This window comes from Streptomyces sp. NPDC059567, from assembly GCF_042735655.1.
In the GTDB taxonomy this organism is placed as follows: domain Bacteria; phylum Actinomycetota; class Actinomycetes; order Streptomycetales; family Streptomycetaceae; genus Streptomyces.
In genome coordinates this window covers 1-20,297 of the sequence record NZ_JBHWBS010000025.1, presented here as the reverse complement: position 1 = coordinate 20,297, position 20,297 = coordinate 1, and the positions used below count along the sequence as shown (strand labels likewise).

Genomic DNA, 20,297 nt, shown 5'->3' with positions numbered 1-20,297 from the left:
ACAAACCGAATACCTATTTATGTCGTCCTTCGGCACATGCTTAAATGTTTGACCTAAACGGCCGGGGGCCGCGCGGCGCTCATCACCACGCGGCCCCCGGACCGTACAGAATCGCAGGTCAAGCCTGCGGAGGTCAGCCCTTGCGGGACTTGACCTCCTCGGTCAGCTGCGGGACGACGTCGAAGAGGTCGCCCACGACGCCGTAGTCGACGAGGTCGAAGATCGGGGCCTCGGCGTCCTTGTTGATCGCGACGATGGTCTTCGAGGTCTGCATACCCGCGCGGTGCTGGATCGCACCGGAGATGCCGGAGGCGATGTACAGCTGCGGCGAGACCGACTTGCCGGTCTGGCCGACCTGGTTGGAGTGCGGGTACCAGCCGGCGTCCACGGCGGCGCGCGAGGCGCCGACGGCGGCACCGAGGGAGTCGGCGAGCGCCTCGATGATCGCGAAGTTCTCGGCGCCGTTGACGCCACGGCCACCGGAGACCACGATCGCGGCCTCGGTCAGCTCCGGACGGCCGGTCGACTCGCGCGGGGTGCGCGCGGTGACCTTGGTGCCGGTGGCCAGCGCGCCGAAGGAGACCGCGAGGGCCTCGACGGCGCCGGCGGCCGGGGCGGCCTCGACGGGGGCCGAGTTCGGCTTGACCGTGATGACCGGGGTGCCCTTGGAGACACGGGACTTGGTGGTGAACGAGGCGGCGAACGCGGACTGCGTCGCGACCGGGCCCTCGTCACCGGCCTCCAGGTCGACGGCGTCGGTGATGATGCCGGAGCCGATGCGGACCGCGAGGCGGGCCGCGATCTCCTTGCCCTCGGCGGAGGACGGGACGAGCACGGCGGCCGGGGAGACGGCCTCGTACGCGGCCTGCAGCGCGTCGACCTTCGGGACGACGAGGTACTCGGCGAACTCGGGGGCGTCGGCGGTGAGGACCTTGACCGCGCCGTGCTCGGCGAGGGCGGCGGCGGTGTCGGCGGCGCCGTTGCCCAGCGCGACGGCGACGGGCTCGCCGATGCGGCGGGCCAGCGTCAGCAGCTCCAGGGTGGGCTTGCGGACGGCTCCGTCGACGTGGTCGACGTAGACGAGAATCTCAGCCATGGGGATTCAATCTCCTGCGAACGAAAAGGGGGCGGACTTCAGCGGCTCGCGCGAGCCCTTAGATGAACTTCTGGCTCGCGAGGAACTCGGCCAGCTGCTTGCCGCCCTCGCCCTCGTCCTTGACGATCGTGCCCGCGGTGCGCGCGGGGCGCTCGGCGGCGGAGTCGACCGCGGTCCAGGCGCCCTCGAGGCCCACCTCGTCGGCCTCGATCTCGAGGTCGTCGAGGTCCAGGGACTCCACCGGCTTCTTCTTGGCGGCCATGATGCCCTTGAAGGACGGGTAGCGGGCCTCGCCCGACTGGTCCGTCACCGACACGACCGCCGGAAGCGAGGCCTCCAGCTGCTCCGAAGCGGTGTCGCCGTCGCGACGGCCCTTGACGACGCCGTCCTCGATGGAGACCTCGGAGAGCAGCGTGACCTGCGGGACGCCCAGCCGCTCGGCGAGGATCGCAGGGAGGACGCCCATGGTGCCGTCGGTGGAGGCCATACCGGCGATGACGACGTCGTAGCCGGTCTTCTCGATGGCCTTGGCGAGCACGAGCGAGGTGCCCATGACGTCGGTGCCGTGCAGATCGTCGTCCTCGACGTGGACGGCCTTGTCGGCGCCCATGGACAGCGCCTTGCGCAGCGCGTCCTTGGCGTCCTCGGGGCCGACGGTGAGGACGGTGACCTCGGCGTCGTCGGCCTCTTCGGCGATCTGGAGCGCCTGCTCGACCGCGTACTCGTCGAGCTCCGACAGCAGGCCGTCGACGTCGTCGCGGTCGACGGTCAGGTCATCGGCGAAGTGCCGATCGCCAGTGGCGTCGGGCACGTACTTCACACAGACAACGATCCTCAAGCTCACGCCGGCTCTCCTACTGCATCGTCATAACTGGGCTGCCTTGTTGCTCGCAGCATAGGCGCCTGAAGGGCGGGTTTCCGGTCGGGGCGCCCTACGCCCCGACCGAAATATTACTCGTCAGTACACCCAGTCCGTTACCAGTGAGCAAGCGCTCAGGCGTGTGACCTTGCCAACGCTCAGGTAAGGGAACCCTCAGTCACGCAGAGCGTTGAAGCGTCCCTGGTGATAGAGGAGCGGCCGGCCCACCCCGCTCGGGTCCCCGGCGACGACCTGGGCTATCACGATCCGATGATCCCCGGCCGGGACGCGGGCCACCACCCGGCAGACCAGCCAGGCCAGTACGTCGTCCAGGATCGGGACACCCTCGGGTCCCACGCTCCAGCGCGTCGGACCGCCGAACCGGTCGGCGCCGCTGCGGGCGAAGGTGCCCGCCAGCTCCTGCTGGTGCTCGCCGAGTATGTGGACGCCGATGTGCTCGGCCTCGGAGAGCACGGGCCAGCTGGAGGAGGTGGTGCCCACGCCGAAGGAGATCAGCGGAGGTTCCGCGGCGACGGAGTTGAGAGAGGTGGCGGTGAAGCCGACGGGACGTTCCCCGTGGGCGGTGATGACCGCGACACCTGCCGCATGCTGCCGGAAGACGGAACGGAGGAGGTCGGGAGAGGCCTGCCGAGGGGCGCCAACGGTGCGGAGCTCGGGCGAGATCGTCATGGAGTTGTCCTTCTGCGAGGGCATCGTGAGAGGGGTCCGTGGCTTCTCAGACGCCCGGACAGCGCGCGCTCGCGTTGCGGGCCAGGTCCACGTGGGCCCGCCCGTAGAGAAGGATTTCTGCAGGCACCTCGCCAGACTGACGATCGTTGGCGGGTGCAGTCAAGTGCGTACCGGGATGTGGGAGAAGTGTCACCGCGTCAGACGGCGCGCCCCAGCGCGGCGATGACGTCCGCGCGGCGGGGCTGTCCGGCCGCGCGGACGACGATCCGCCCGGCGCGGTCGAGGACGAGCACGGTCGGGGTCCGCACGATCCCGATCTCGCGGACGAGGTCGAGCCGCTCCTCGGCGTCGATCTCCACATGGCCGACGCCCTCGATCATCTCCGCCACCTCGGACAGGGTCCGGCGGGTGGCGCGGCAGGGCTGGCAGAAGGCCGTGGAGAACTGCACGAGGGTCGCCTGCTCCCCCAGCTCCACCCCGAGCCGGTCCGCGCCCAGCCACTGTTCCGTCATCTCCCGCTCCCTGCTCTCCACTGCCCTGTGCAGCGTTCCATGTCACCGTTCGATTCCCGCCATGGCCACCGGGCGTGACGAGAATCTCCCCGTACGAAGCCGTCAGGACTGGTCACCAGGGCCCACATGGGGCACGATCTGCCCAAAGCCGAAAACCTACGGCTGCGTAACTTCCGCCGGGAGAACCCTCCCCAGGAACAGAAGAAGGGGTTCCTCTCAGATGGCAGAACTCGTGTATCGGCCGGTCATCGGCGCCGCACTGACCATGTTCAAGGCGCTGGACCTGAAGATCGACACGCAGGGTTCGGAGCACATCCCGCGCACGGGCGGGGCGGTGCTCGTCAGCAACCACATCAGCTATCTGGACTTCATCTTCACGGGCCTGGCCGCGCTGCCGCAGAAGCGCCTGGTGCGCTTCATGGCCAAGGACTCGGTGTTCCGGCACAAGGTGTCGGGTCCCCTGATGCGCGGCATGAAGCACATCCCGGTGGACCGCTCGCAGGGCGAGCATGCCTACAAGCACGCGCTGGAGTCGCTCAAGGCCGGGGAGATCATCGGCGTCTTCCCCGAGGCGACCATCTCGCAGTCGTTCACGCTCAAGAGCTTCAAGTCGGGTGCGGCGCGGCTCGCCCAGGAGGCCGGGGTCCCGCTGATCCCGATGGCGCTCTGGGGCACGCAGCGGGTCTGGACCAAGGGCCGGCCGCGGAACTTCAAGCGCAGCCACATCCCGGTGACGATCCGGGTGGGCGAGCCGGTGGAGGCCCCGGCCGACCAGTACGCGGGCGCCATCACCCGGCGGCTGCGGGAGCGCGTCCAGGAGCTTCTGGAGGCCGCGCAGCGTGCCTATCCGGTGCGCCCCAAGGACGCGAGCGACACCTGGTGGGTGCCCGCGCACCTCGGGGGTACGGCTCCGACTCCGGCCGAGGTCAAGGACGCCGGCTGACCGGTAGGCCGGCCCGCCGGAAGGTCACCGGCCGAAACGTCACTCCGGGTCGCGGACGGTGATCCGCGCCCCGGGGTTGAGCTTCTCCAGGGATTCGGCGAGCTCGTTGCCCGCGGCGACGAGCTCTTCGCGCGTCATGGGAGTCAGCGACTCCAGCAGGAAGACCGCGTTGACGGTGTCGTCGTCGATCCGCGTGCGCGGCCCCTGGCGCCAGTTCCAGCGCCGGCAGGTGACGCCCGCCTCGTCGCACCAGATGACCTCGCCCGGCTCGGGGTGCTCCACGCTCTCCTCGCCGCCCGCCGTGGTCACGAACGCCTCGTCGCCGGTGGCCCGCACGAGCCGCATCTCGCCCTGGATCTTGTCGAGGTCCTCGCCGCCGACCGGGATGAGGTGCGCGACGCTGATCGCGTTGTAGGCGTCGACGAGCCGGTTGATCCGGGGCAGTCCGCCGTCCGCGAGCGCGCGCTTGGCCAGGGCCTCCGCGGAGTTGCGGGTACGGGAGGGCTTGGCGCCGAAGGCGGAGTACGCCGCGCGCCAGGCGGCGACGTGCGGGTCCTTGTCCGGCGCCTGTCCGGCGAGCCGCTCGGCCAGGCGTCGGGCCGCGTCGTCCAGCAGAGCCGAACTGACCTCGTCGCTGGGGCCGTTGACGAGTCCGTGGGCCTCGATCGCGAGATGGGTGAAGCCGGGCACGAGGGTGCGCACCTCGTCGGAGACTGTCAGGGTGAGGGGCATCGTCGTCCTTGCGTCAGAGGTCGGTCGGAAGGATCCGCAAGAGCTCCGCGCTGTCCCGCGCCGACCGCATGACGCTCAGAACTCCCGCATATGGTGCAGCATACAGCACCGGGTAGTCCACTTCATTGAACTCGGGATCGGACAGGAAGGCAAACCGTTCCTCCTCCAGGGAGAACTCGGCCTCCCGGCCCGGTTCGCCACCGCGGGGATCCTGCCGGTGCCAGGCCTCCGCGCCGGGCAGCCGGATCGCGACCAGCCCGTGGAGCACCTCGAACTTCTGGTAGCAGAGCGCCGTCGGGATCGACTCGGCACGCAGCAGCGCGGCGAGCGCATGCGCCTTGGCGTGGCAGATCCCGGTGCGCCGCGCGAGGACGTCGGAGGCGCGCCAGGTGACGAGGAGGTCGCCGGTGTCGCTCGAGTGCGGGATCTCGTCCCGTACGTACGCGTACGCCGCCCGGGCGTATGCGTATACGTCGGGGTGCAGGGCGCGCAGCGCGGCGGCGGTCTCGCGTACGACCGGGTGCTCGTGGTCGATCGCCTCGTCCGCGGCGAGGTAGGCGGCGAGTTCGGGGTCCTGCTGGATCAGCTCCATAACCGGGGACCCTAGAAAGACGACCGACCGGAAGTCAATGACTTTCCGGTCGGCCGCATACTTATACTCGCCTGGGAGAGGCGCTATCGCGCCAGCTCTTCCTTCAGCGCCTGGAGGAAGGCGTCGACGTCGTCCTCCGTGGTGTCGAAGGAGCACATCCAGCGCACGTCGCCGGCGGCCTCGTCCCAGAAGTAGAAGCGGAAGCGCTTCTGGAGCCGGGTGCCCACCTCGTGCGGCAGCCGTGCGAAGACCGCGTTGGCCTGCACCGGGTAGAGGATCTCCACCCCGTCCACCTCCCGCACGCCGGCCGCGAGGCGCTGCGCCATCGCATTGGCATGCGAGGCGTTGCGCAGCCACAGGTCCTTGGCGAGCAGCGCCTCCAACTGCACGGAGACGAAGCGCATCTTGGACGCGAGCTGCATGGACAGCTTGCGCAGGTGCTTCATGTGGCTGACCGCGTCCGGGTTGAGGACGACCACGGCCTCGCCGAACAGCATGCCGTTCTTGGTGCCGCCGTAGGAGATGACGTCCACGCCGACCGCGTTGGTGAACGCGCGCATCGGCACGTTCAGGGAGGCGGCGGCGTTGGCTATCCGAGCCCCGTCGAGGTGCACCTTCATGCCCTTGGCGTGGGCGTGCTCCACGATGGCCCGGATCTCGTCCACGGTGTAGACCGTGCCCAGTTCGGTGTTCTGGGTGATCGAGACGACCTGCGGCATGGCCCGGTGCTCGTCCTCCCAGCCCCAGGCCTGCCGGTCGATGAGCTCGGGGGTGAGCTTGCCGTCCGGGGTCGGCACGGTGAGCAGCTTGAGGCCGCCCATCCGCTCCGGCGCACCGCCCTCGTCCACGTTGATGTGCGCGGACTCGGCGCAGATCACGGCGCCCCAGCGGTCGGTCAGCGCCTGCAGGGCGGTGACGTTCGCGCCGGTGCCGTTGAAGACCGGGAACGCCTCGGCGTTCGGGCCGAAGTGGCTGTGCATGATCCGCTGGAGGTGCTCGGTGTAGTCGTCCTCGCCGTAGGCGATCTGATGACCGTCGTTGGCGAGCGCGATGGCCGCGAGCACCTCCGGGTGGGCTCCGGCGTAGTTGTCGCTGGCGAAGCCCCGGACCGACGGGTCGTGGTGACGACGCGCGTCGGTCCTGGTGGGCAGAGCCGGGGTCACGGCTTGGGGGTCAGCCACAGACGCTGTCCATTCACTTCCTGTGCGGGCCGCTCCCAGACGCCGGCGATCTCGTCGGCCAGATCCTTGACGTCGGTGAAGCCCGCGAACTTCGCATTCGGGCGCTCGGCGCGCATGGCGTCGTGCACCAGTGCCTTGACCACCAGGATGGCAGCCGCGGCCTGGGGGCCCTCGTCGCCCCCCGCCTTGCGGAAGTCGTCGCCCATGGCGAGCGTCCACGCCTCGGCCGCCGCCTTGGCGGCGGAGTAGGCCGCGTTGCCGGCGGTGGGCTTGGAGGCGCCCGCGGCGCTGATCAGCACGTATCGGCCGCGGTCGCTGCGCAGCAGCGGCTCGTGGAAGGCGAGCGAGGTGGACTGGACCGTGCGGATGAGGAGCTTCTCCAGGAAGTTCCAGTCGGCGAGGTCGGTCTCGGCGAAGGAGGCGCTGCCGCGCCAGCCGCCGACGAGGTGCACGAGCCCGTCGATCCGGCCGAACTCCTTCTCCGTCTTGTCGGCCCATTCGCGCGCCGCGCCCAGGTCGAACAGGTCGACCGTGTCGCCGACGACCGTGGCGCCGCCGTGGGCGTACCGGGCGGCGTCGACAGCCTCGGCGAGGCGGGCCGGGTCGGCGTCGGCACCGACGACGATGGCGCCGGCTTCGGCGAGGCGCATGAGCGTCGCCCGCCCGGCCGGACCGGCCGCTCCCGCGACCGCGATGACGGCACCCTCCAGCGGCCCGCCGTTTCCGTTGCCGTTCATGGTCGTCCCCTCCTCCTCCGTGACTGGGTTCACGCGGCAGCCTGCTCGGTCCGCGAAGCGTTCGCGGCGGTGATGCCCTTGGTGGAGGCGATCACGTCCTTGAGCTTCTTGGACAGGGCCTCATAGAACATGCTGAGCGGAAACTCGTCCGGAAGCACGTCGTCGACGAGCTTGCGGGGCGGGAGGGACAGGTCCAGGGCGTCCGGACCCTTGGCCCACTTCGATCCCGGGTGCGGGGCGAGGTAGGTGGAGACGAGCTCGTACGCCTTGAACCAGTGGACGAGCTTGGGGCGGTCGATGCCCTCGCGGTACAGCTTCTCGATCTCGGCGCAGAGCTGGTTGGTGACCTCGGGGGCACGCTTCCAGTCGATCTTGAGCGTGTTGTCCGTCCAGCGCACCACGTCGTGCTTGTGGAGGTACGCGAAGAGGAGCTGGCCGCCCAGACCGTCGTAGTTGCGGTTGCGGTCACCGGTGACGGGGAAGCGGAACATCCGGTCGAACAGGACGGCGTACTGCACGTCCCGGCCGTGGGTGTTGCCCTCGCCCTCCAGCTTCACGGCCTCCTTGAAGGCGGTGAGGTCGCAGCGCAGCTCCTCAAGGCCGTACATCCAGAACGGCTGGCGCTGCTTGATCATGAACGGGTCGAACGGCAGGTCGCCGTGGCTGTGGGTGCGGTCGTGGACCATGTCCCAGAGCACGAAGGCGGACTCGCAGCGCTTCTGGTCCTCGACCATGGCGGCGATGTCCTCGGGCAGCTCGATGCCGAGGATGTCCACGGCGGCCTCGGTGACCTTGCGGAAGCGGGCGGCCTCACGGTCGCAGAAGATGCCGCCCCAGCTGAAGCGCTCGGGGGCCTCGCGCACGGCGATGGTCTCGGGGAAGAGGACGGCCGAGTTGGTGTCGTAACCGGCGGTGAAGTCCTCGAAGGTGATGCCGCAGAACAGCGGGTTGTCGTAGCGGGTGCGCTCCAGCTCGGAGAGCCACTCCGGCCAGACCATCCGCAGGACGACGGCCTCGAGGTTGCGGTCCGGGTTGCCGTTCTGCGTGTACATCGGGAAGAGCGCCAGGTGCTGGAGCCCGTCCTGACGGTCGGCGGCCGGCTGGAAGGCCAGCAGGGAGTCCAGGAAGTCCGGCACCCCGAAGCCGCCCTCGGCCCACTTGCGCAGGTCGGCGACGAGCGCGCGGTGGTACGCGGTGTCGTGCGGGAGCAGCGGGGAGAGCTGCTCGACCGCGGTCGCGATGCGCTCGACCACACCCTCGGCGAGGGCGCGGGACGGCGCGCCCTCGGTCTCGAAGTCGATGGACCCGTCCTTGCTCTGCCACGGACGGATCTCCTCCACGGCATTCTTGAGCTCGGGCCAGGCAGGGTGCTCGATCACCGGAGCAGCGGTTGCTATCCCCCCACCGGTCACGTCAGCCACAAGAATTTCCGTCATTTCACTTCCTCCACAGGAGAACCTCGCGTCAAGACACCGTATCCGTCCGCGGTTCCTCCGGACAAGAGGGCCAAGAGAAATTATCCTGCGACACCCCCATGGTCACCGCTGATTTTCCTGTCCGGAAGCGTTGAGGCAATCGCATCCCCCGCTCGCCGGACGGCCCGCGCCGACGCGCCGAGGTACTCGTGCAGGGCCAGGAAGCTGTGGAACATCCCCGGGTGGTGGTCCTCCGTGACCTCGACGCCCGCCGCGGCCAGGGCGGCGGCGAAGGCCCGCCCCTCGTCGCACAGCGGGTCGCAGCCGGCGGTGACCACATGGGCGGGCGGCAGACCGGCGAGCTCGGCGCGCAGCGGAGAGGCGAGCGGATGGCGGGGGTCGCCGTCCGGACCGAGGTAGTGGTCGCGGTACCAGCGCATGTGGGCGGCGGTGAGGTAGTAGCCCGCGCCGTTCGTCCGGTACGAGGCGTGGGCGCCGGCCATGTCGGTGGCCGGATAGATCAGCACCTGGCGGGCGAGCGCGGGGCCCCTCCGGTCGCGGGCGAGCAGCGCGGCCGCGGCGGCGAGGTTGCCTCCCGCGCTGTCCCCCGCGACGACGAGGGCCGCGGGCTCGCCGCCCAGCTCGGCGATGTGCGCGGCTGCCCACAGGAGCGCCGCGTAGGCGTCCTCGACGGGCGCGGGGAAGCGGGCCTCGGGGGCGAGCCGGTAGTCGACGGAGACGACGACGGCCCCGGACTCCCGGCACAGGGTCCGGCAGGTGCGGTCATGGGTGTCCAGGCCGCAGAGCACCCAGCCGCCGCCGTGGAAGAAGACGGTGGTCGGGCGGGGCCTCGCGTCGCCCTCGGGGCGGTAGACGCGTACCGGGAGCGGTGGGGCGCCCTCGGGGCCGGGGACCGTCCGGTCCTCCACCGAGCCGACGGCGGGCGGCTCACCGGGCGGCGCAGGGGCGGCGGCGAGCAGCCGGCGGGCCTCGACGGGGTCGGTGACGGCTCCGCCGATGTCCGGGAAGACGGCGGTGAGCAGCTCCACGAAGGGACGGGCCTCGGGATCGAGCCGGTCGACGGGCAGACCGTCGGGACGGCCGGTGGGTGCGGACTCCGTCATCGTGCGCCCGCCCCCTCGGTGAAGTACGGGATGACCTTCTCGCCCCACTGGCGCAGGGTCTCCAGACACGCATCCTGCGGCACGGTGCCCATCTGCATCAGGCACATGACCTCGTCGGCTCCCGCGTCCCGGAGCCGTTCCACGTAGGCGATGGCGTCCTCGGCGGTGCCGTAGGCGTGGTCGGCGTGGAAGGTGGCCGTGGCGGAGGGCCGCACCGGTATGCGTTGTTCGTGCAGCCGGGCGACGACCTGCTCGGCGGCGCGGCGCATGTCGGCGGCCTCGTCGGCGCCCTCCACCACCGCCTCGTCGGGGATGCCCGCTCCCCCGTACCAGTGGCCGATCGACTGGGCGAAGAAGCGCTGGCCCCGGATGCCGATGCGACGGGCCTCGGCGCGGTCGTCGAGGACGATCGTGGGGCAGAGGACGGAGAAGTGGTCGTTGACGACGGTGGAGACGTACCGGTCGCCGGTGCGTGCGGCGCGGGCCGCGTCGTAGGCGCGGCGCATCTCGGCGATCGACCCGGGCCCGGCGAAGCCCATCACGAGCGCGCCGATGCCGAGCTCGGCGGCCTGGGTGAGGGTCTCCGTACGGCTGCAGGCGAGGAAGAGCGGCGGATGCGGGGTCTGCCGGGGGCGGGGCAGGATCGGATGCGGATCGATCCTGATCAGCTCGGAGCTGTACTCCAGCTCCTCCTTCTGCCAGGCCCTGCCGATGATCCGCAGGGCGTCCTCGACCTCCTGGGTCGTACGGTCCCGGTCGACCCCGCAGAGCGAGGTCTCCTGCTCGGTGCCGCCTCGCCCGGCGCCGAGGTCGAGGCGTCCGCCGGAGAGCAGGTCGAGCATGGCGGCACGCTCGGCGACGCGGGCGGGGTGGTTGAAGTTGAACGGCATGCAGACCACGCCGTGGCCGATGCGGATGCGGCTCGTCCGGGCGGCGACGTAGCTGAGGAAGACCTCGGGTGCGGACATGTGGGCGTACCACTTCAGGGAGTGGTGCTCGACGGCCCAGATCCGGTCGAAGCCCATCTCCTCCGCGAGGACGGCCTGTTCGACGCAGTCGTGGATGACCTGGTGCTCATGCTCGACGGTCGGGTCGGCCAGCTGTGCCTCGAAGATCACGGAGAACTTCACATGCCCTCCAGGGGGTTGTGTCGGGGAGCTGTCCTTGTTTCGATTAGCCATATGACTAGTCGTCAGATCGCGAAGAGGCAAGAGACGGAACACGGATTGCCGCAGACCGCCTGGGCGGTGCTCGGACTTCTCTCCTTCCCCGGCGGGCGGACCGGCTACGAGCTGAAGAAGTGGGCGGACGCGTCCCTGCGCTTCTTCCACTGGTCGCCGGCGATCAGCCAGATCTACGCGGAGCTGCGCCGGCTGGAGTCGCGGGGGTACGTGATGTCGGAACGGTCGGGTCCGGAGGAGCCGCGGACCAAGCGGCGGTACGCGATCACGGACGCGGGCCGGGCGGCGCTGGCCGACTGGGCGGACGGCGACGGCGGGCCCGTGGTGCTCAAGCATCCGCTGGTGCTGCGGGTCTGGCTGGGGCATCTCGCCGCCCCGGACCGGCTGCGGACGCTCGTCGAGGAGCACATCGCCCGCACACAGGGCGAGCTCAAGGAGGTCCGGGACGCGCTCGCCCGCGCCGAGGCCGAGCCGCAGTGGCGCCATCCGGCCGTGGCCCTGCGCTGGAGCGAACGGCAGCACGTGGCGGAGCTGGAGCTCGCCGAGTCGATGCTGACGGACCTGGACGCGCTGGTGGAGGCTCCCGCGAGGGGCGACGCGGGGCCCTGAGGGGCCCGTGGGTGTGACGCCCGGAGTGGCACCTTCCGACGCCCCGCGCGCGTGCGCTTCCTTCTTGCGGTGAAGTCATTAGGCTGCGCCCCGAGGCCCGGACATCGACGGAAGCGAGAAGATCTTGAGTTTCCTCACCATCGGTCATCGCGGAGTCATGGGCGTCGAGCCCGAGAACACCCTGCGTTCCTTCGTCCGGGCCGAGCAGGTCGGCATGGACGTCATCGAACTGGATCTCCATCTGAGCAAGGACGGCGCTCTCGTCGTCATGCACGACGCCGACGTCGGCAGGACCACCGACGGCAGCGGCGCGATCGCCGAGAAGACCCTCGCGGAGCTGCGCGAGCTGGACGCGGGCGGCGGGGAGCGCGTCCCCGTCTTCGAGGAGGTCCTGGACGCGGTGCGGTCCCCGCTCCAGGCCGAGATCAAGGACGTGTCCGCCGCCCGTGCGCTCGCCGAGGTGATGAACCGGCGCGACCTGGTGGGTCGGGTGGAGGTCCTCTCCTTCCACGACGGGGCCCTCGCGGAGGTCTCCCGGCTGGTCCCCGGCGTCCGCACGGCGCTCGTGGCGGACCTGTGGGACGCCGACGTCGTAGACCGGGCCAAGTCGGTCGGCGCCGGCGCCCTCGTCCTGAACATCCGGCACCTCACCCTGGAGACCGTCGAGCGTGCGCACGGCGAGGGTCTGCGGGTCATCGGCTGGGTCGTGAACACCCAGGACCACCTGCGGCTGGTGCGGGCCCTGGAGCTCGACGGCGCGACGACCGACTATCCGGAGATCCGCCGCACCGGCCGCTTCACGGCCTGACTCGCCGGACCGGGGCTCAGACCAGCGGCTTCACCAGGAGCTCGAACTGCAGGTCGTCCCGCTGCGGGACACCGAAGCGCTCGTCGCCGTACGGGAAGGGGGTCATCTGTCCCGTACGGCGGTAGCCGCGCCGCTCGTACCAGGCGATGAGCTCCTCGCGCACGGAGATCACCGTCATGTGCATCTCGCCCACGCCCCAGATCTCCCGCACCCGGCGCTCCGCCTCGGCGATGATCAGGCGGCCCAGACCGGCGCCCTGGAGCTCGGGGCGGACCGCGAACATGCCGAAGTAGGCGGCGTCGCCGCGGTGTTCGAGCTGGCAGCAGGCGACGACCTCGCCGTCGCGCTCCACGACCATCAGCCGGCTGCCCGGGGTGGTGATGACGGCGCGCACGCCCTCTACGTCGGTCCGCTGACCCTGGAGGATGTCCGCCTCGGTGGTCCAGCCGGTCCGGCTCGAGTCGCCGCGGTAGGCCGACTCCACGAGCGGCACGAGGACCGGGACGTCGTCCTCGACGGCGTCGCGGTAGCCGATCCGACCGGTGTCCTGCGGCGTGGCGGTGTCCATGCTGTTCGGGTCTCCCCTCGGGGCGCTGACGATCCTCCCGAGCGTAACGCCCCAGCGCCGTGCTCCCCCCGCGTACGCCTGTGCGCTCGCGTACGCAAGGCCGGGCGCGGGCATCGACCCCGGGGAGACCCACGGGGAGGTGTGCCGTGCACGGACCGGCGTTGTCGGCCTGGCTGTTGCTGACGCTGTGCGGGGCGAGCGGGGTGTACTGCCTGCTCCGGATGCGCCGGTGCGCGGGCGAGGAGCGCAGGACGGCGGGGAGCGAGGCCGTGATGGGCTTCGGGATGGCGGCGATGGCACTGCCCCCGGCCGTGCTCACGCCCCCCTCCTGGTCGTGGGCGGTGTACGCCGCCGTGTTCGGGGCGGCGGCCCTGCACGCGCTGTCGACGGTGCGCCGCGGCGGGCACCATCTGCACCATCTGCTGGGCTCCTTGGCGATGGTCTACATGGCGGTGGTCATGGCGTCCCCGGCCCAGGGAGCGCACGGGGGGCACGGCGTGGGGAGCACCGCGGGCGTACCGCTCGTGACCGGTGCGCTCCTCGCGTACCACGTCGTGTACGTGCTCCGCACGGGGACGCGGCTCGTCCCGGTGGCGGTGCCGGCGGCCGGTCCGCCGACGGCCTGGGCCACCCGGCCGGAGTTCGCGCTGGTGTGCCGGCTGTCGATGGCGCTCGCGATGCTGGCCATGCTCGTGACCCTCTGACTTCGGCCGCACCGAAACCGTGGCATACGTCACTTGGCGTGCGAGGCCATACCCCCGAGTAGTACGCCCCTCATAGGCTGGACGCCATGTTGGTCTCCCTCGCGCTGCTCTCGCTCGGCGTCCTGACCGCCGCCGTGGCGCCACGGCTGTTGTCACGGTCCGACTGGGCGGAACGCGAGCCCGTGGTGGCCCTGTGGGTGTGGCAGTGCGTGGTGGCGGCGGTGCTGCTGAGCTTCGCGCTCTCGATGACGTTCAGTGCCGCGGCCGCCTGGCAGGTGGTGCGGGGCCAGGTCTTCGCGGGTGCGCCGCACGGAGTGCTGGAGGCGTACGAACTGGGCACCCACCAGCCCTGGTCGGCAGCGCTCGCCGTGGTCCTGGCCTGTGGCGGGCTGTGGACCGGCGCGATGCTCGGCCGGGAGATCCGCCGGGCGCGGGCGCGCCGTCGGCAGCGCCGCTGCGAACTGCTCGTCCGTGCCCCTCTGTTGCCGGGCGAGGAGCCGGGCAGCGAGCGCCTCGTGGTGCTTGAGGGCGAGCGGCCGGACGCCTGGTGGCTGCCGGGAACCGCGCCGCAGCTGGTCATCACGACGGCGGCGCTGCGCCGCCTCAAGGGGCGCCAGCTCGATGCCGTGCTCGCGCACGAGCAGGGACACGCCCGGGCGCGCCACGACTGGCTGCTGCACTGCTCGGGGGCGCTGGCGGGCGGGTTCCCGGGGATTCCGGTCTTCGCGGCCTTCCGGGGCGAGATGCACCGGCTGGTGGAGCTCGCGGCCGACGATGTGGCCTCGCGGCGGTTCGGGCGGCTGACGATCGCGCTGGCACTGGTGGAACTGAACGAGGAGCGCGGGGTGTTCGGGCCGGGTCCCGCACCGGACGCGGACCTGCCGCAGCGGGTCAACCGCCTCCTCACGGCCGCTCCGCGGCTCACCGCCGGACGGCGGCTGGGGCTGACGGCGTCCGCGGCGCTCGTGCCGGTCGTGCCGGTCCTGGTGGCGTTCGTCCCCGCCCTCAAGGCGCTCGGATAGCCGGGGATTCCGGCGCGTAGTCGGGGTTGGCGGCGATCCGGCGCGCGGGTCGGGGAAGATCGGGCCATGCGCTCCTCCGCCGTGGTCTCCGCCGCCCTGGCCGTGCTGCTGCTCGTCCTGGTGGCCGTGGGCTGGCCCCCACTGCTCTCCCTGGACCGCTCCGTCACCGACGAGCTGCACCGCAGCGCCGTCGCCGAGCCGGGGTTCACCCAGCTGAACCGGATCCTGAGCGACTGGGTGTGGGATCCATGGACGATGCGCGCGCTGATCGCCGTCGCGGTGGTGGTGCTGTGGTGGCGACGCGAGCGGCTGCTCGCCCTGTGGCTGACGGTCACCAGCCTGCTGGCGGCGGCCGTCCAGCAGGGCATGAAGTGGGCGGTCGACAGGGCGCGGCCCGGCTGGCCGGATCCGGTGGACTCGGCGCAGTACGCGTCGTTCCCCTCGGGGCACGCGATGACGGCGACCGTGAGCTGTGGGCTGCTGCTCTGGGTGCTCGCCCTGCACTGGAAGGAGAGCTGGCGGGGCTGGAGCGTGATCGCGGTGGCGGCCCTGGTGTCGGTGCTGGGCGTGGGGTGGACCCGGGTCTATCTGGGGGTGCACTGGCCGTCGGACGTGGTGGCCGGCTGGTCCCTCGGGATCTGCCTCGTGATTGTGTCGATCATCACGTTCCGCACGTACGGCCAGGGCGCCGGACGGGCCGGTCCGTCGGGGACCGCACGGAGGAGAATGGGAGAAACGCGATGAAGCCGCCTGTCCTGGACGATCCCCCGCGTCGCCCAGAACAGACGGCAAACCCGCTGACCAGCCACGAAGGCGCGACAGCAGGCTGCGCTGAGTATATTGGCTGCGAGCCAGTCAACGCAGGAGTCAAGCATGTCCCCGCGTAGCCCATCGGTCAATGAAGAGCTTCGACGACGCTCTCGGGAGCGCCTCCTGGAGGCGACCGTCGAGCTCGTGTCCGAGCGCGGTTACGAGGCGACGACGCTGGGCGACATCGCCGAGCGGGCCGGTTCGGCACGTGGTCTGATCTCGTACTACTTCCCGGGCAAGCGCCAGCTGCTGCAGTCGGCGGTGCACCGGCTGATGCACCTCACGCTGGAGGAGGCGCTGGAGCGCGAGCCGCGGACCGAGGACGGCCGGGAGCGTATGGCGCGGGCCATCGACGCGATCCTGGGCCTGGCGGTGGACCGCCCCGTGCTCATGCGGACGCATATGGCGGGCATCCTGCAGGCCGAGGGGTTCGTGCAGTGTCCGGAGCAGCAGCGGCTGGCGTTCCTGCTGCGGGACACGGTGACGCGGTACGGCTCCGCGAACGTGGACGCGGACTATCCGCTGCTGCGGGCGCTGCTGATGGGCGCCGTCGTGGCGGTGCTGCTGCCGGGGGCGCCGATGCCGATGGCGCGGCTGCGGTCGGAGCTGTTCCAGCGCTACGGACTGGACTGGGAGCAGGGAATGCCGCCGGACGGTGGCCCGCCCGACGGCATTCCCTTCACGACCTCGGTGTTAGACCTCCGGGTGCCGTGTCAGTCGTCCAGGACTCAGCCGTCGAGGACTCAGTCCTCGAAGTCGTCGAAGTAGTCCGGCTGGGTCTGGACGTTCAGCGCGTCCATCCGGATCCGCTTCGCCGGGTCCGTACGACGGTCGTCGAGCTTCAGCACGTCGAAGCCCTTCGCGATGTCGTTGGAGTAGATGTAGCCGTTGTAGTAGTACGCGGACCACGAACCGCCGGTGCTGATCGTGGTGGCGGAGAGCGGACCGCGCTCGAAGTAGGCGATCTCCTTCGGCTTGCGGGAGTCGGTGAAGTCCCAGACGGAGACGCCGCCCTGGTACCACGCCTGGACCATGAGGTCCTTGCCCTTGACCGGGATCAGCGAGCCGTTGTGGGCGACGCAGTTCTCGGTGTCCGCCTGGTGGCGCGGGATCTTGAAGTAGCTGCGGAAGACGAGCTTGCGGTGCTTGCCCTTGCCGACGATGTCGTAGATGCCGTCCGCGCCGCGGTTCGGGCCCACGGCCGCGTTGCAGGTCGCGCCGGAGCCGCCGCCGAGCTCGTCGGTGAAGACGACCTTGTCGGCCTTCTGGTTGAAGGTCGCCGAGTGCCAGAACGCGAAGTTGACGTTGTCCTGGACCTGGTCGATGACCTTCGGGCGCTCCGGGTCCTCGATGTCGAAGAGGATGCCGTCACCCATGCAGGCGCCGGCCGCGAGGTCCTTGCCCGGCAGCACGGTGATGTCGTGGCAGCCGGTGGTCTTGGAGACACCCGGGTTGGTCGGACCGCCGGGGTTGCCGCCGCCGTCCGGGCCCTCGCCCGGGAACAGGACGGGGAAGCTCACGATCGCGGCCTTCTCGGGCGCCTTGCGGGGCACCTTGATGACCGAGATGCCGTCGTGCGGGGGCTGGCAGTCCGGGAACGCGGCGTTGGGCGAGTACGAGGAGACGTAGACGTAGACGTCCCTCTTCTTGGGCACCAGCGTGTGGGTGTGCGAGCCGCACGCGGTCTCGACGGCGGCGACGTACTTCGGGTTGCGGATGTCGCTGATGTCGAAGATCTTCATGCCCTCCCAGGAGGACTTCTCCGTGGCCGGCTGGCTGACGCTGGCACAGGAGTTGTCGCTGCGGGAGGAGTCGGTGGAGAGGAAGACGAGGTTGCCGGAGACGGAGATGTCGTTCTGGGAGCCCGGGCAGAGGACCTGGGCGACCGTCTTCGGCGCGCGCGGGTTGCTGATGTCGAAGATGCGGAAACCGTCGTAGTTGCCCGCGAAGGCGTACTTGCCCTGGAAGGCCAGGTCGGAGTTGGTGCCCGCGAGCGCATCCTTGGGGATGTTCACGAGGTGTTGGATGTTGTCACTGTGGACGATCTCGTCCACACCGGGTATCTCGCCGCTCTGGATGGCGGACCGGGCTTCGGCCGCCTGCGCAGAGGAGACGGTGCCCTGCGCGGTGGTGTCACCCGGGTCGGGCGTGGCGGCCGCGGGGCCGGCCGCGAGCAGGCTGACCAGCAGTCCGGCGGCGGCGGTCGCCACACCCAGGCCTCTGATCCGTGCGCGCGGGGTACGCGTGATGCGCGTGGTACGCAACGAAGTCACTCCGTCCTCCCTTGTATCCGTTCGTAGTTGAACGGGTGATGGACCCCGGCAGTATCGTCCTTAGCGTGCACATCTCAACAGATGGCAACACACATGTAATGAATGTTTTTGCTCGATGCCCCTGAGAAGCGTGCTAGGAACGGTGCCCGACGCTTGTCCCCCCGGTCCCTCGGAACCACCCCTGGAGGTCGCCTTGTTGAACCGCCGTATCCGTGGAGCTGTCGCCGCCGCGTTGAGCATCGCCGCGGTGTGGGCGCTGTCCGCCTGCGATTCGGCCCCGGACGCGAAGGCGCCGCAGAGCCAGGGGGCTTCGGGTCCCGCGGTGGTGGCCCCGGGGAAGCCGGGCGAACCGGCGCGGAGGATATCGCCGGCCGAGGCCTCCCGGCTGCTGCCCGACGACAAGCCCAACGCGGCGGACTTCACCTATGCGCAGATGATGATCGTGCACCACAAGCAGGCGCTCACGATGACCGCGCTCGCTCCGCAGCGGGCCGGGTCGGCGCAGGTCAAGAAGTTGGCGGACCGCATCACGGCGGCGCAGAAACCGGAGATCGACGCCATGGAGGGCTGGCTGAAGAACAACGGCGGCCCGCGCGAGCAGAGCGGTCACGACCACCACACGATGCCGGGGATGGCGACCGAGGCCCAGTTGGCGGAGCTGCGGAAGGCGAAGGGCACCGCGTTCGACGAGCTGTTCCTGAAGCTGATGGTGACCCACCACGAGGGCGCGGTGACGATGGCGGCCGAGGTGCTGGGCCAGGGGAACAACGTCCTCGTGGAGGAGATGGCGAACGACGTGATGGCGCAGCAGACGGCGGAGATCAACCGGATGCGCTCGATGTAGCGAGCCCGCCCCGGGGCGGCCGGGCCTGTCGCGTGTCTCCCCTGCCGGGGCTTCCGGTGCCATGCTGGAAGCCTCTCGGCGGGAATCCCCGCGGCGGGAAGGAGTACGGCCGTGCTTCGTGTCGCTGTCGTCGGTTCCGGGCCCAGCGGGGTCTACACCGCCCAATCGCTGGTCCAGCAGTCCGGGGTGCCCGGAGTGCGGGTCGACGTCCTGGACCGGCTGCCCTGCCCGTACGGCCTGGTCCGCTACGGCGTCGCGCCCGACCACGAGAAGATCAAGTCGCTCCAGCAGAACCTGCGGGCGGTCCTGGAGGACGAGCGGGTCGGGTTCGTCGGCAATGTCGAGGTGGGCGAGCGGGGACTGACCCCGGAACGTCTCCTGGAGCTGTACCACGCGGTCGTGTACTGCGTGGGCGCGGCGCGGGACCGCCGGCTGGGGGTGCCGGGCGAGGACCTCGCGGGCAGCCACTCGGCGACGGACTTCGTCTCCTGGTACAGCGCGCACCCCGATGCCGCGGGCAACGGTTTCCGGCTCGACGGGCGCTCGGCGGTCGTGATCGGCGTGGGCAACGTGGCGGTGGACGTCACCCGGATCCTGGCCAGGGGCGCGGACGAACTGCGCCCCACGGACGTGCCGGAGGACGCCCTCGCGGCGCTGGCGGCCAGCCGGGTGCGCGAGGTGCACATGGTGGGGCGGCGGGGCCCCGGACAGGCCAAGTTCACGACGAAGGAGCTGCGGGAGCTGGGCGGTCTGGGCAGCGCGCGGGTGAGCGTGGATCCGGCGGATCTGGCGCTGGACCCCTCCTTCGCGGACTCCTCGGCGCTGCCGGCCGTGAACCGTCGGAATCTGGAGGTGGTCCGAGGGTGGGCGGAGGGCGCGGCGCAGGGCGCGGGCGCGGCGGTACGTGACGGCGAGGCCGAGGCGGCGCGGAGCATCCGGCTGCGGTTCTTCCTGCGGCCGGTGGAGCTGCTGGGTGAGGGCGGCCGGGTGGCCGCGGTCCGCTTCGAGCGGACGGAGCCGGACGGCGCCGGCGGTGTGCGGGGCACGGGGCGGTACGAGGAGATCGAGGCCCAGCTGGTCCTGCGGGCCGTCGGCTACCAGGGGGTCGCCCTGCCCGGGCTGCCCTTCGACCAGGCCCGGGGGACGGTCCCGAACGAGGCCGGCCGGGTGCTGCGGGACGGCGCGCCGTCGCCGGGCGAGTACGTCGCCGGCTGGATCAAGCGTGGCCCCACGGGCGTCATCGGCACCAACCGCCCGTGCGCCAAGGAGACCGTGACGTCCCTGCTGGCCGACGCGGCGGAGCTGGCTCGGCGCCCCGTGGCGGCCGACCCGATCGGCGCGCTGCGGGACCTGGGCCACGAGCCGGTCGCCTGGCGGGGCTGGCTCTCCATCGAGCGCGCCGAGTCGGACCTGGGCCGCTCACTGGGCCGAGGCAGGGTGAAGATTCCGGACTGGCCGGGCCTCCGTGCGGCGGCGCGGGAGGGCACGGCCGGGGAGGGCTAGGGGGTGTCTTGTCGATCAGGCCGGATCGGGGAGCGGCGTCTGGTGCATGGGGCCTCCCCAGGCCCGCAGGGGCCGAGGGGACGGATCGCAAGGC

22 protein-coding genes are annotated in these 20,297 nt (G+C 70.9%); 9 read left to right on the top strand and 13 right to left on the bottom strand.

Going from position 1 to position 20,297, the window contains the following annotated elements; translation table 11 throughout:
* Nucleotides 1-133: 133 nt before the first annotated feature.
* The 4 genes from ACFVZW_RS14335 to ACFVZW_RS14320 all read right to left on the bottom strand — a co-directional run bounded on the left by ACFVZW_RS14335 (nucleotide 134) and on the right by ACFVZW_RS14320 (nucleotide 3,157).
* Complete coding sequence (locus ACFVZW_RS14335; RefSeq protein WP_384520735.1) at nucleotides 134-1,096, bottom strand: electron transfer flavoprotein subunit alpha/FixB family protein; 963 nt, start codon at nucleotides 1,094-1,096, stop codon at nucleotides 134-136.
* Nucleotides 1,097-1,154: 58 nt separating this feature from the next.
* Entirely contained in the window at nucleotides 1,155-1,940 is a 786-nt protein-coding gene (locus ACFVZW_RS14330; protein ID WP_361862469.1) for an electron transfer flavoprotein subunit beta/FixA family protein, read from the bottom strand.
* Nucleotides 1,941-2,129: 189 nt separating this feature from the next.
* Entirely contained in the window at nucleotides 2,130-2,645 is a 516-nt protein-coding gene (locus ACFVZW_RS14325; protein WP_384520733.1) for a flavin reductase family protein, read from the bottom strand.
* Between the two features lie 197 nt (nucleotides 2,646-2,842).
* On the bottom strand, nucleotides 2,843-3,157 hold the full coding sequence (locus ACFVZW_RS14320) for a TlpA family protein disulfide reductase (RefSeq protein WP_384520732.1): 315 nt from the start codon (nucleotides 3,155-3,157) through the stop codon (nucleotides 2,843-2,845).
* A gap of 220 nt (nucleotides 3,158-3,377) precedes the next feature.
* Here ACFVZW_RS14320 and ACFVZW_RS14315 point away from each other — a divergent pair, with 220 nt between their 5' ends.
* On the top strand, nucleotides 3,378-4,100 hold the full coding sequence (locus ACFVZW_RS14315) for a lysophospholipid acyltransferase family protein (RefSeq protein WP_383557154.1): 723 nt from the start codon (nucleotides 3,378-3,380) through the stop codon (nucleotides 4,098-4,100).
* A 39-nt stretch (nucleotides 4,101-4,139) separates the two neighbouring features.
* Here the strand turns inward: ACFVZW_RS14315 and ACFVZW_RS14310 are convergent, their stop codons facing one another.
* From ACFVZW_RS14310 to ACFVZW_RS14280, 7 genes are all read right to left on the bottom strand, one after another.
* Nucleotides 4,140-4,832 carry a B3/4 domain-containing protein gene (locus tag ACFVZW_RS14310; RefSeq protein ID WP_384520731.1) on the bottom strand — a complete coding sequence of 231 codons (693 nt, stop codon included), beginning with the start codon at nucleotides 4,830-4,832 and terminating at the stop codon, nucleotides 4,140-4,142.
* Between the two features lie 13 nt (nucleotides 4,833-4,845).
* A complete protein-coding gene (locus ACFVZW_RS14305; RefSeq protein ID WP_384520729.1) occupies nucleotides 4,846-5,424 on the bottom strand; it encodes a transglutaminase domain-containing protein in 579 nt (192 codons plus the stop codon).
* 83 nt (nucleotides 5,425-5,507) lie between these two features.
* Complete coding sequence (locus tag ACFVZW_RS14300) at nucleotides 5,508-6,587, bottom strand: threonine aldolase family protein (protein WP_384520816.1); 1,080 nt, start codon at nucleotides 6,585-6,587, stop codon at nucleotides 5,508-5,510.
* A complete protein-coding gene (locus tag ACFVZW_RS14295) occupies nucleotides 6,584-7,342 on the bottom strand; it encodes an SDR family NAD(P)-dependent oxidoreductase (RefSeq protein ID WP_384520727.1) in 759 nt (252 codons plus the stop codon). The genes ACFVZW_RS14300 and ACFVZW_RS14295 overlap by 4 nt, the downstream gene beginning before the upstream one ends.
* A 29-nt stretch (nucleotides 7,343-7,371) precedes the next feature.
* The gene (locus ACFVZW_RS14290; RefSeq protein WP_384520726.1) at nucleotides 7,372-8,778 is read right to left on the bottom strand and encodes a DUF6421 family protein; all 1,407 of its coding nucleotides are present in this window, start codon (nucleotides 8,776-8,778) and stop codon (nucleotides 7,372-7,374) included.
* An 80-nt stretch (nucleotides 8,779-8,858) separates the two neighbouring features.
* Entirely contained in the window at nucleotides 8,859-9,881 is a 1,023-nt protein-coding gene (locus ACFVZW_RS14285) for an alpha/beta hydrolase (RefSeq protein WP_384520724.1), read from the bottom strand.
* Nucleotides 9,878-11,011: an LLM class flavin-dependent oxidoreductase gene (locus ACFVZW_RS14280; RefSeq protein WP_384520722.1), complete on the bottom strand. Its 1,134-nt coding sequence runs from the start codon at nucleotides 11,009-11,011 to the stop codon at nucleotides 9,878-9,880. The genes ACFVZW_RS14285 and ACFVZW_RS14280 overlap by 4 nt, the downstream gene beginning before the upstream one ends.
* A gap of 96 nt (nucleotides 11,012-11,107) precedes the next feature.
* Between ACFVZW_RS14280 and ACFVZW_RS14275 the strand changes: the two genes are divergently transcribed.
* Nucleotides 11,108-11,671 carry a helix-turn-helix transcriptional regulator gene (locus tag ACFVZW_RS14275; RefSeq protein WP_384520720.1) on the top strand — a complete coding sequence of 188 codons (564 nt, stop codon included), beginning with the start codon at nucleotides 11,108-11,110 and terminating at the stop codon, nucleotides 11,669-11,671.
* 124 nt (nucleotides 11,672-11,795) lie between these two features.
* Nucleotides 11,796-12,479 (top strand): glycerophosphodiester phosphodiesterase, encoded by a 684-nt coding sequence (locus ACFVZW_RS14270; protein ID WP_384520718.1) that lies wholly within the window; start codon nucleotides 11,796-11,798, stop codon nucleotides 12,477-12,479.
* Nucleotides 12,480-12,495: 16 nt separating this feature from the next.
* Here the strand turns inward: ACFVZW_RS14270 and ACFVZW_RS14265 are convergent, their stop codons facing one another.
* Entirely contained in the window at nucleotides 12,496-13,047 is a 552-nt protein-coding gene (locus tag ACFVZW_RS14265; RefSeq protein WP_384520716.1) for a GNAT family N-acetyltransferase, read from the bottom strand.
* Between the two features lie 146 nt (nucleotides 13,048-13,193).
* Here ACFVZW_RS14265 and ACFVZW_RS14260 point away from each other — a divergent pair, with 146 nt between their 5' ends.
* From ACFVZW_RS14260 to ACFVZW_RS14245, 4 genes are all read left to right on the top strand, one after another.
* Nucleotides 13,194-13,751 carry a DUF5134 domain-containing protein gene (locus ACFVZW_RS14260; RefSeq protein WP_384520714.1) on the top strand — a complete coding sequence of 186 codons (558 nt, stop codon included), beginning with the start codon at nucleotides 13,194-13,196 and terminating at the stop codon, nucleotides 13,749-13,751.
* A gap of 86 nt (nucleotides 13,752-13,837) precedes the next feature.
* Nucleotides 13,838-14,773 carry a M56 family metallopeptidase gene (locus tag ACFVZW_RS14255; RefSeq protein WP_384520713.1) on the top strand — a complete coding sequence of 312 codons (936 nt, stop codon included), beginning with the start codon at nucleotides 13,838-13,840 and terminating at the stop codon, nucleotides 14,771-14,773.
* 66 nt (nucleotides 14,774-14,839) lie between these two features.
* The gene (locus ACFVZW_RS14250) at nucleotides 14,840-15,517 is read left to right on the top strand and encodes a phosphatase PAP2 family protein (protein WP_384520711.1); all 678 of its coding nucleotides are present in this window, start codon (nucleotides 14,840-14,842) and stop codon (nucleotides 15,515-15,517) included.
* A gap of 129 nt (nucleotides 15,518-15,646) precedes the next feature.
* The gene (locus ACFVZW_RS14245) at nucleotides 15,647-16,351 is read left to right on the top strand and encodes a TetR/AcrR family transcriptional regulator (protein WP_384520709.1); all 705 of its coding nucleotides are present in this window, start codon (nucleotides 15,647-15,649) and stop codon (nucleotides 16,349-16,351) included.
* Here the strand turns inward: ACFVZW_RS14245 and ACFVZW_RS14240 are convergent.
* Nucleotides 16,327-17,856 carry an LVIVD repeat-containing protein gene (locus tag ACFVZW_RS14240; protein ID WP_384520707.1) on the bottom strand — a complete coding sequence of 510 codons (1,530 nt, stop codon included), beginning with the start codon at nucleotides 17,854-17,856 and terminating at the stop codon, nucleotides 16,327-16,329. The genes ACFVZW_RS14245 and ACFVZW_RS14240 overlap by 25 nt on opposite strands.
* Nucleotides 17,857-18,049: 193 nt before the next feature.
* Between ACFVZW_RS14240 and ACFVZW_RS14235 the strand changes: the two genes are divergently transcribed.
* Entirely contained in the window at nucleotides 18,050-18,700 is a 651-nt protein-coding gene (locus tag ACFVZW_RS14235) for a DUF305 domain-containing protein (protein ID WP_384520705.1), read from the top strand.
* A 111-nt stretch (nucleotides 18,701-18,811) separates the two neighbouring features.
* Nucleotides 18,812-20,203, top strand: coding sequence for an FAD-dependent oxidoreductase (locus ACFVZW_RS14230; protein ID WP_384520703.1), 1,392 nt, complete (start codon nucleotides 18,812-18,814; stop codon nucleotides 20,201-20,203).
* Nucleotides 20,204-20,297 lie beyond the last annotated feature (94 nt).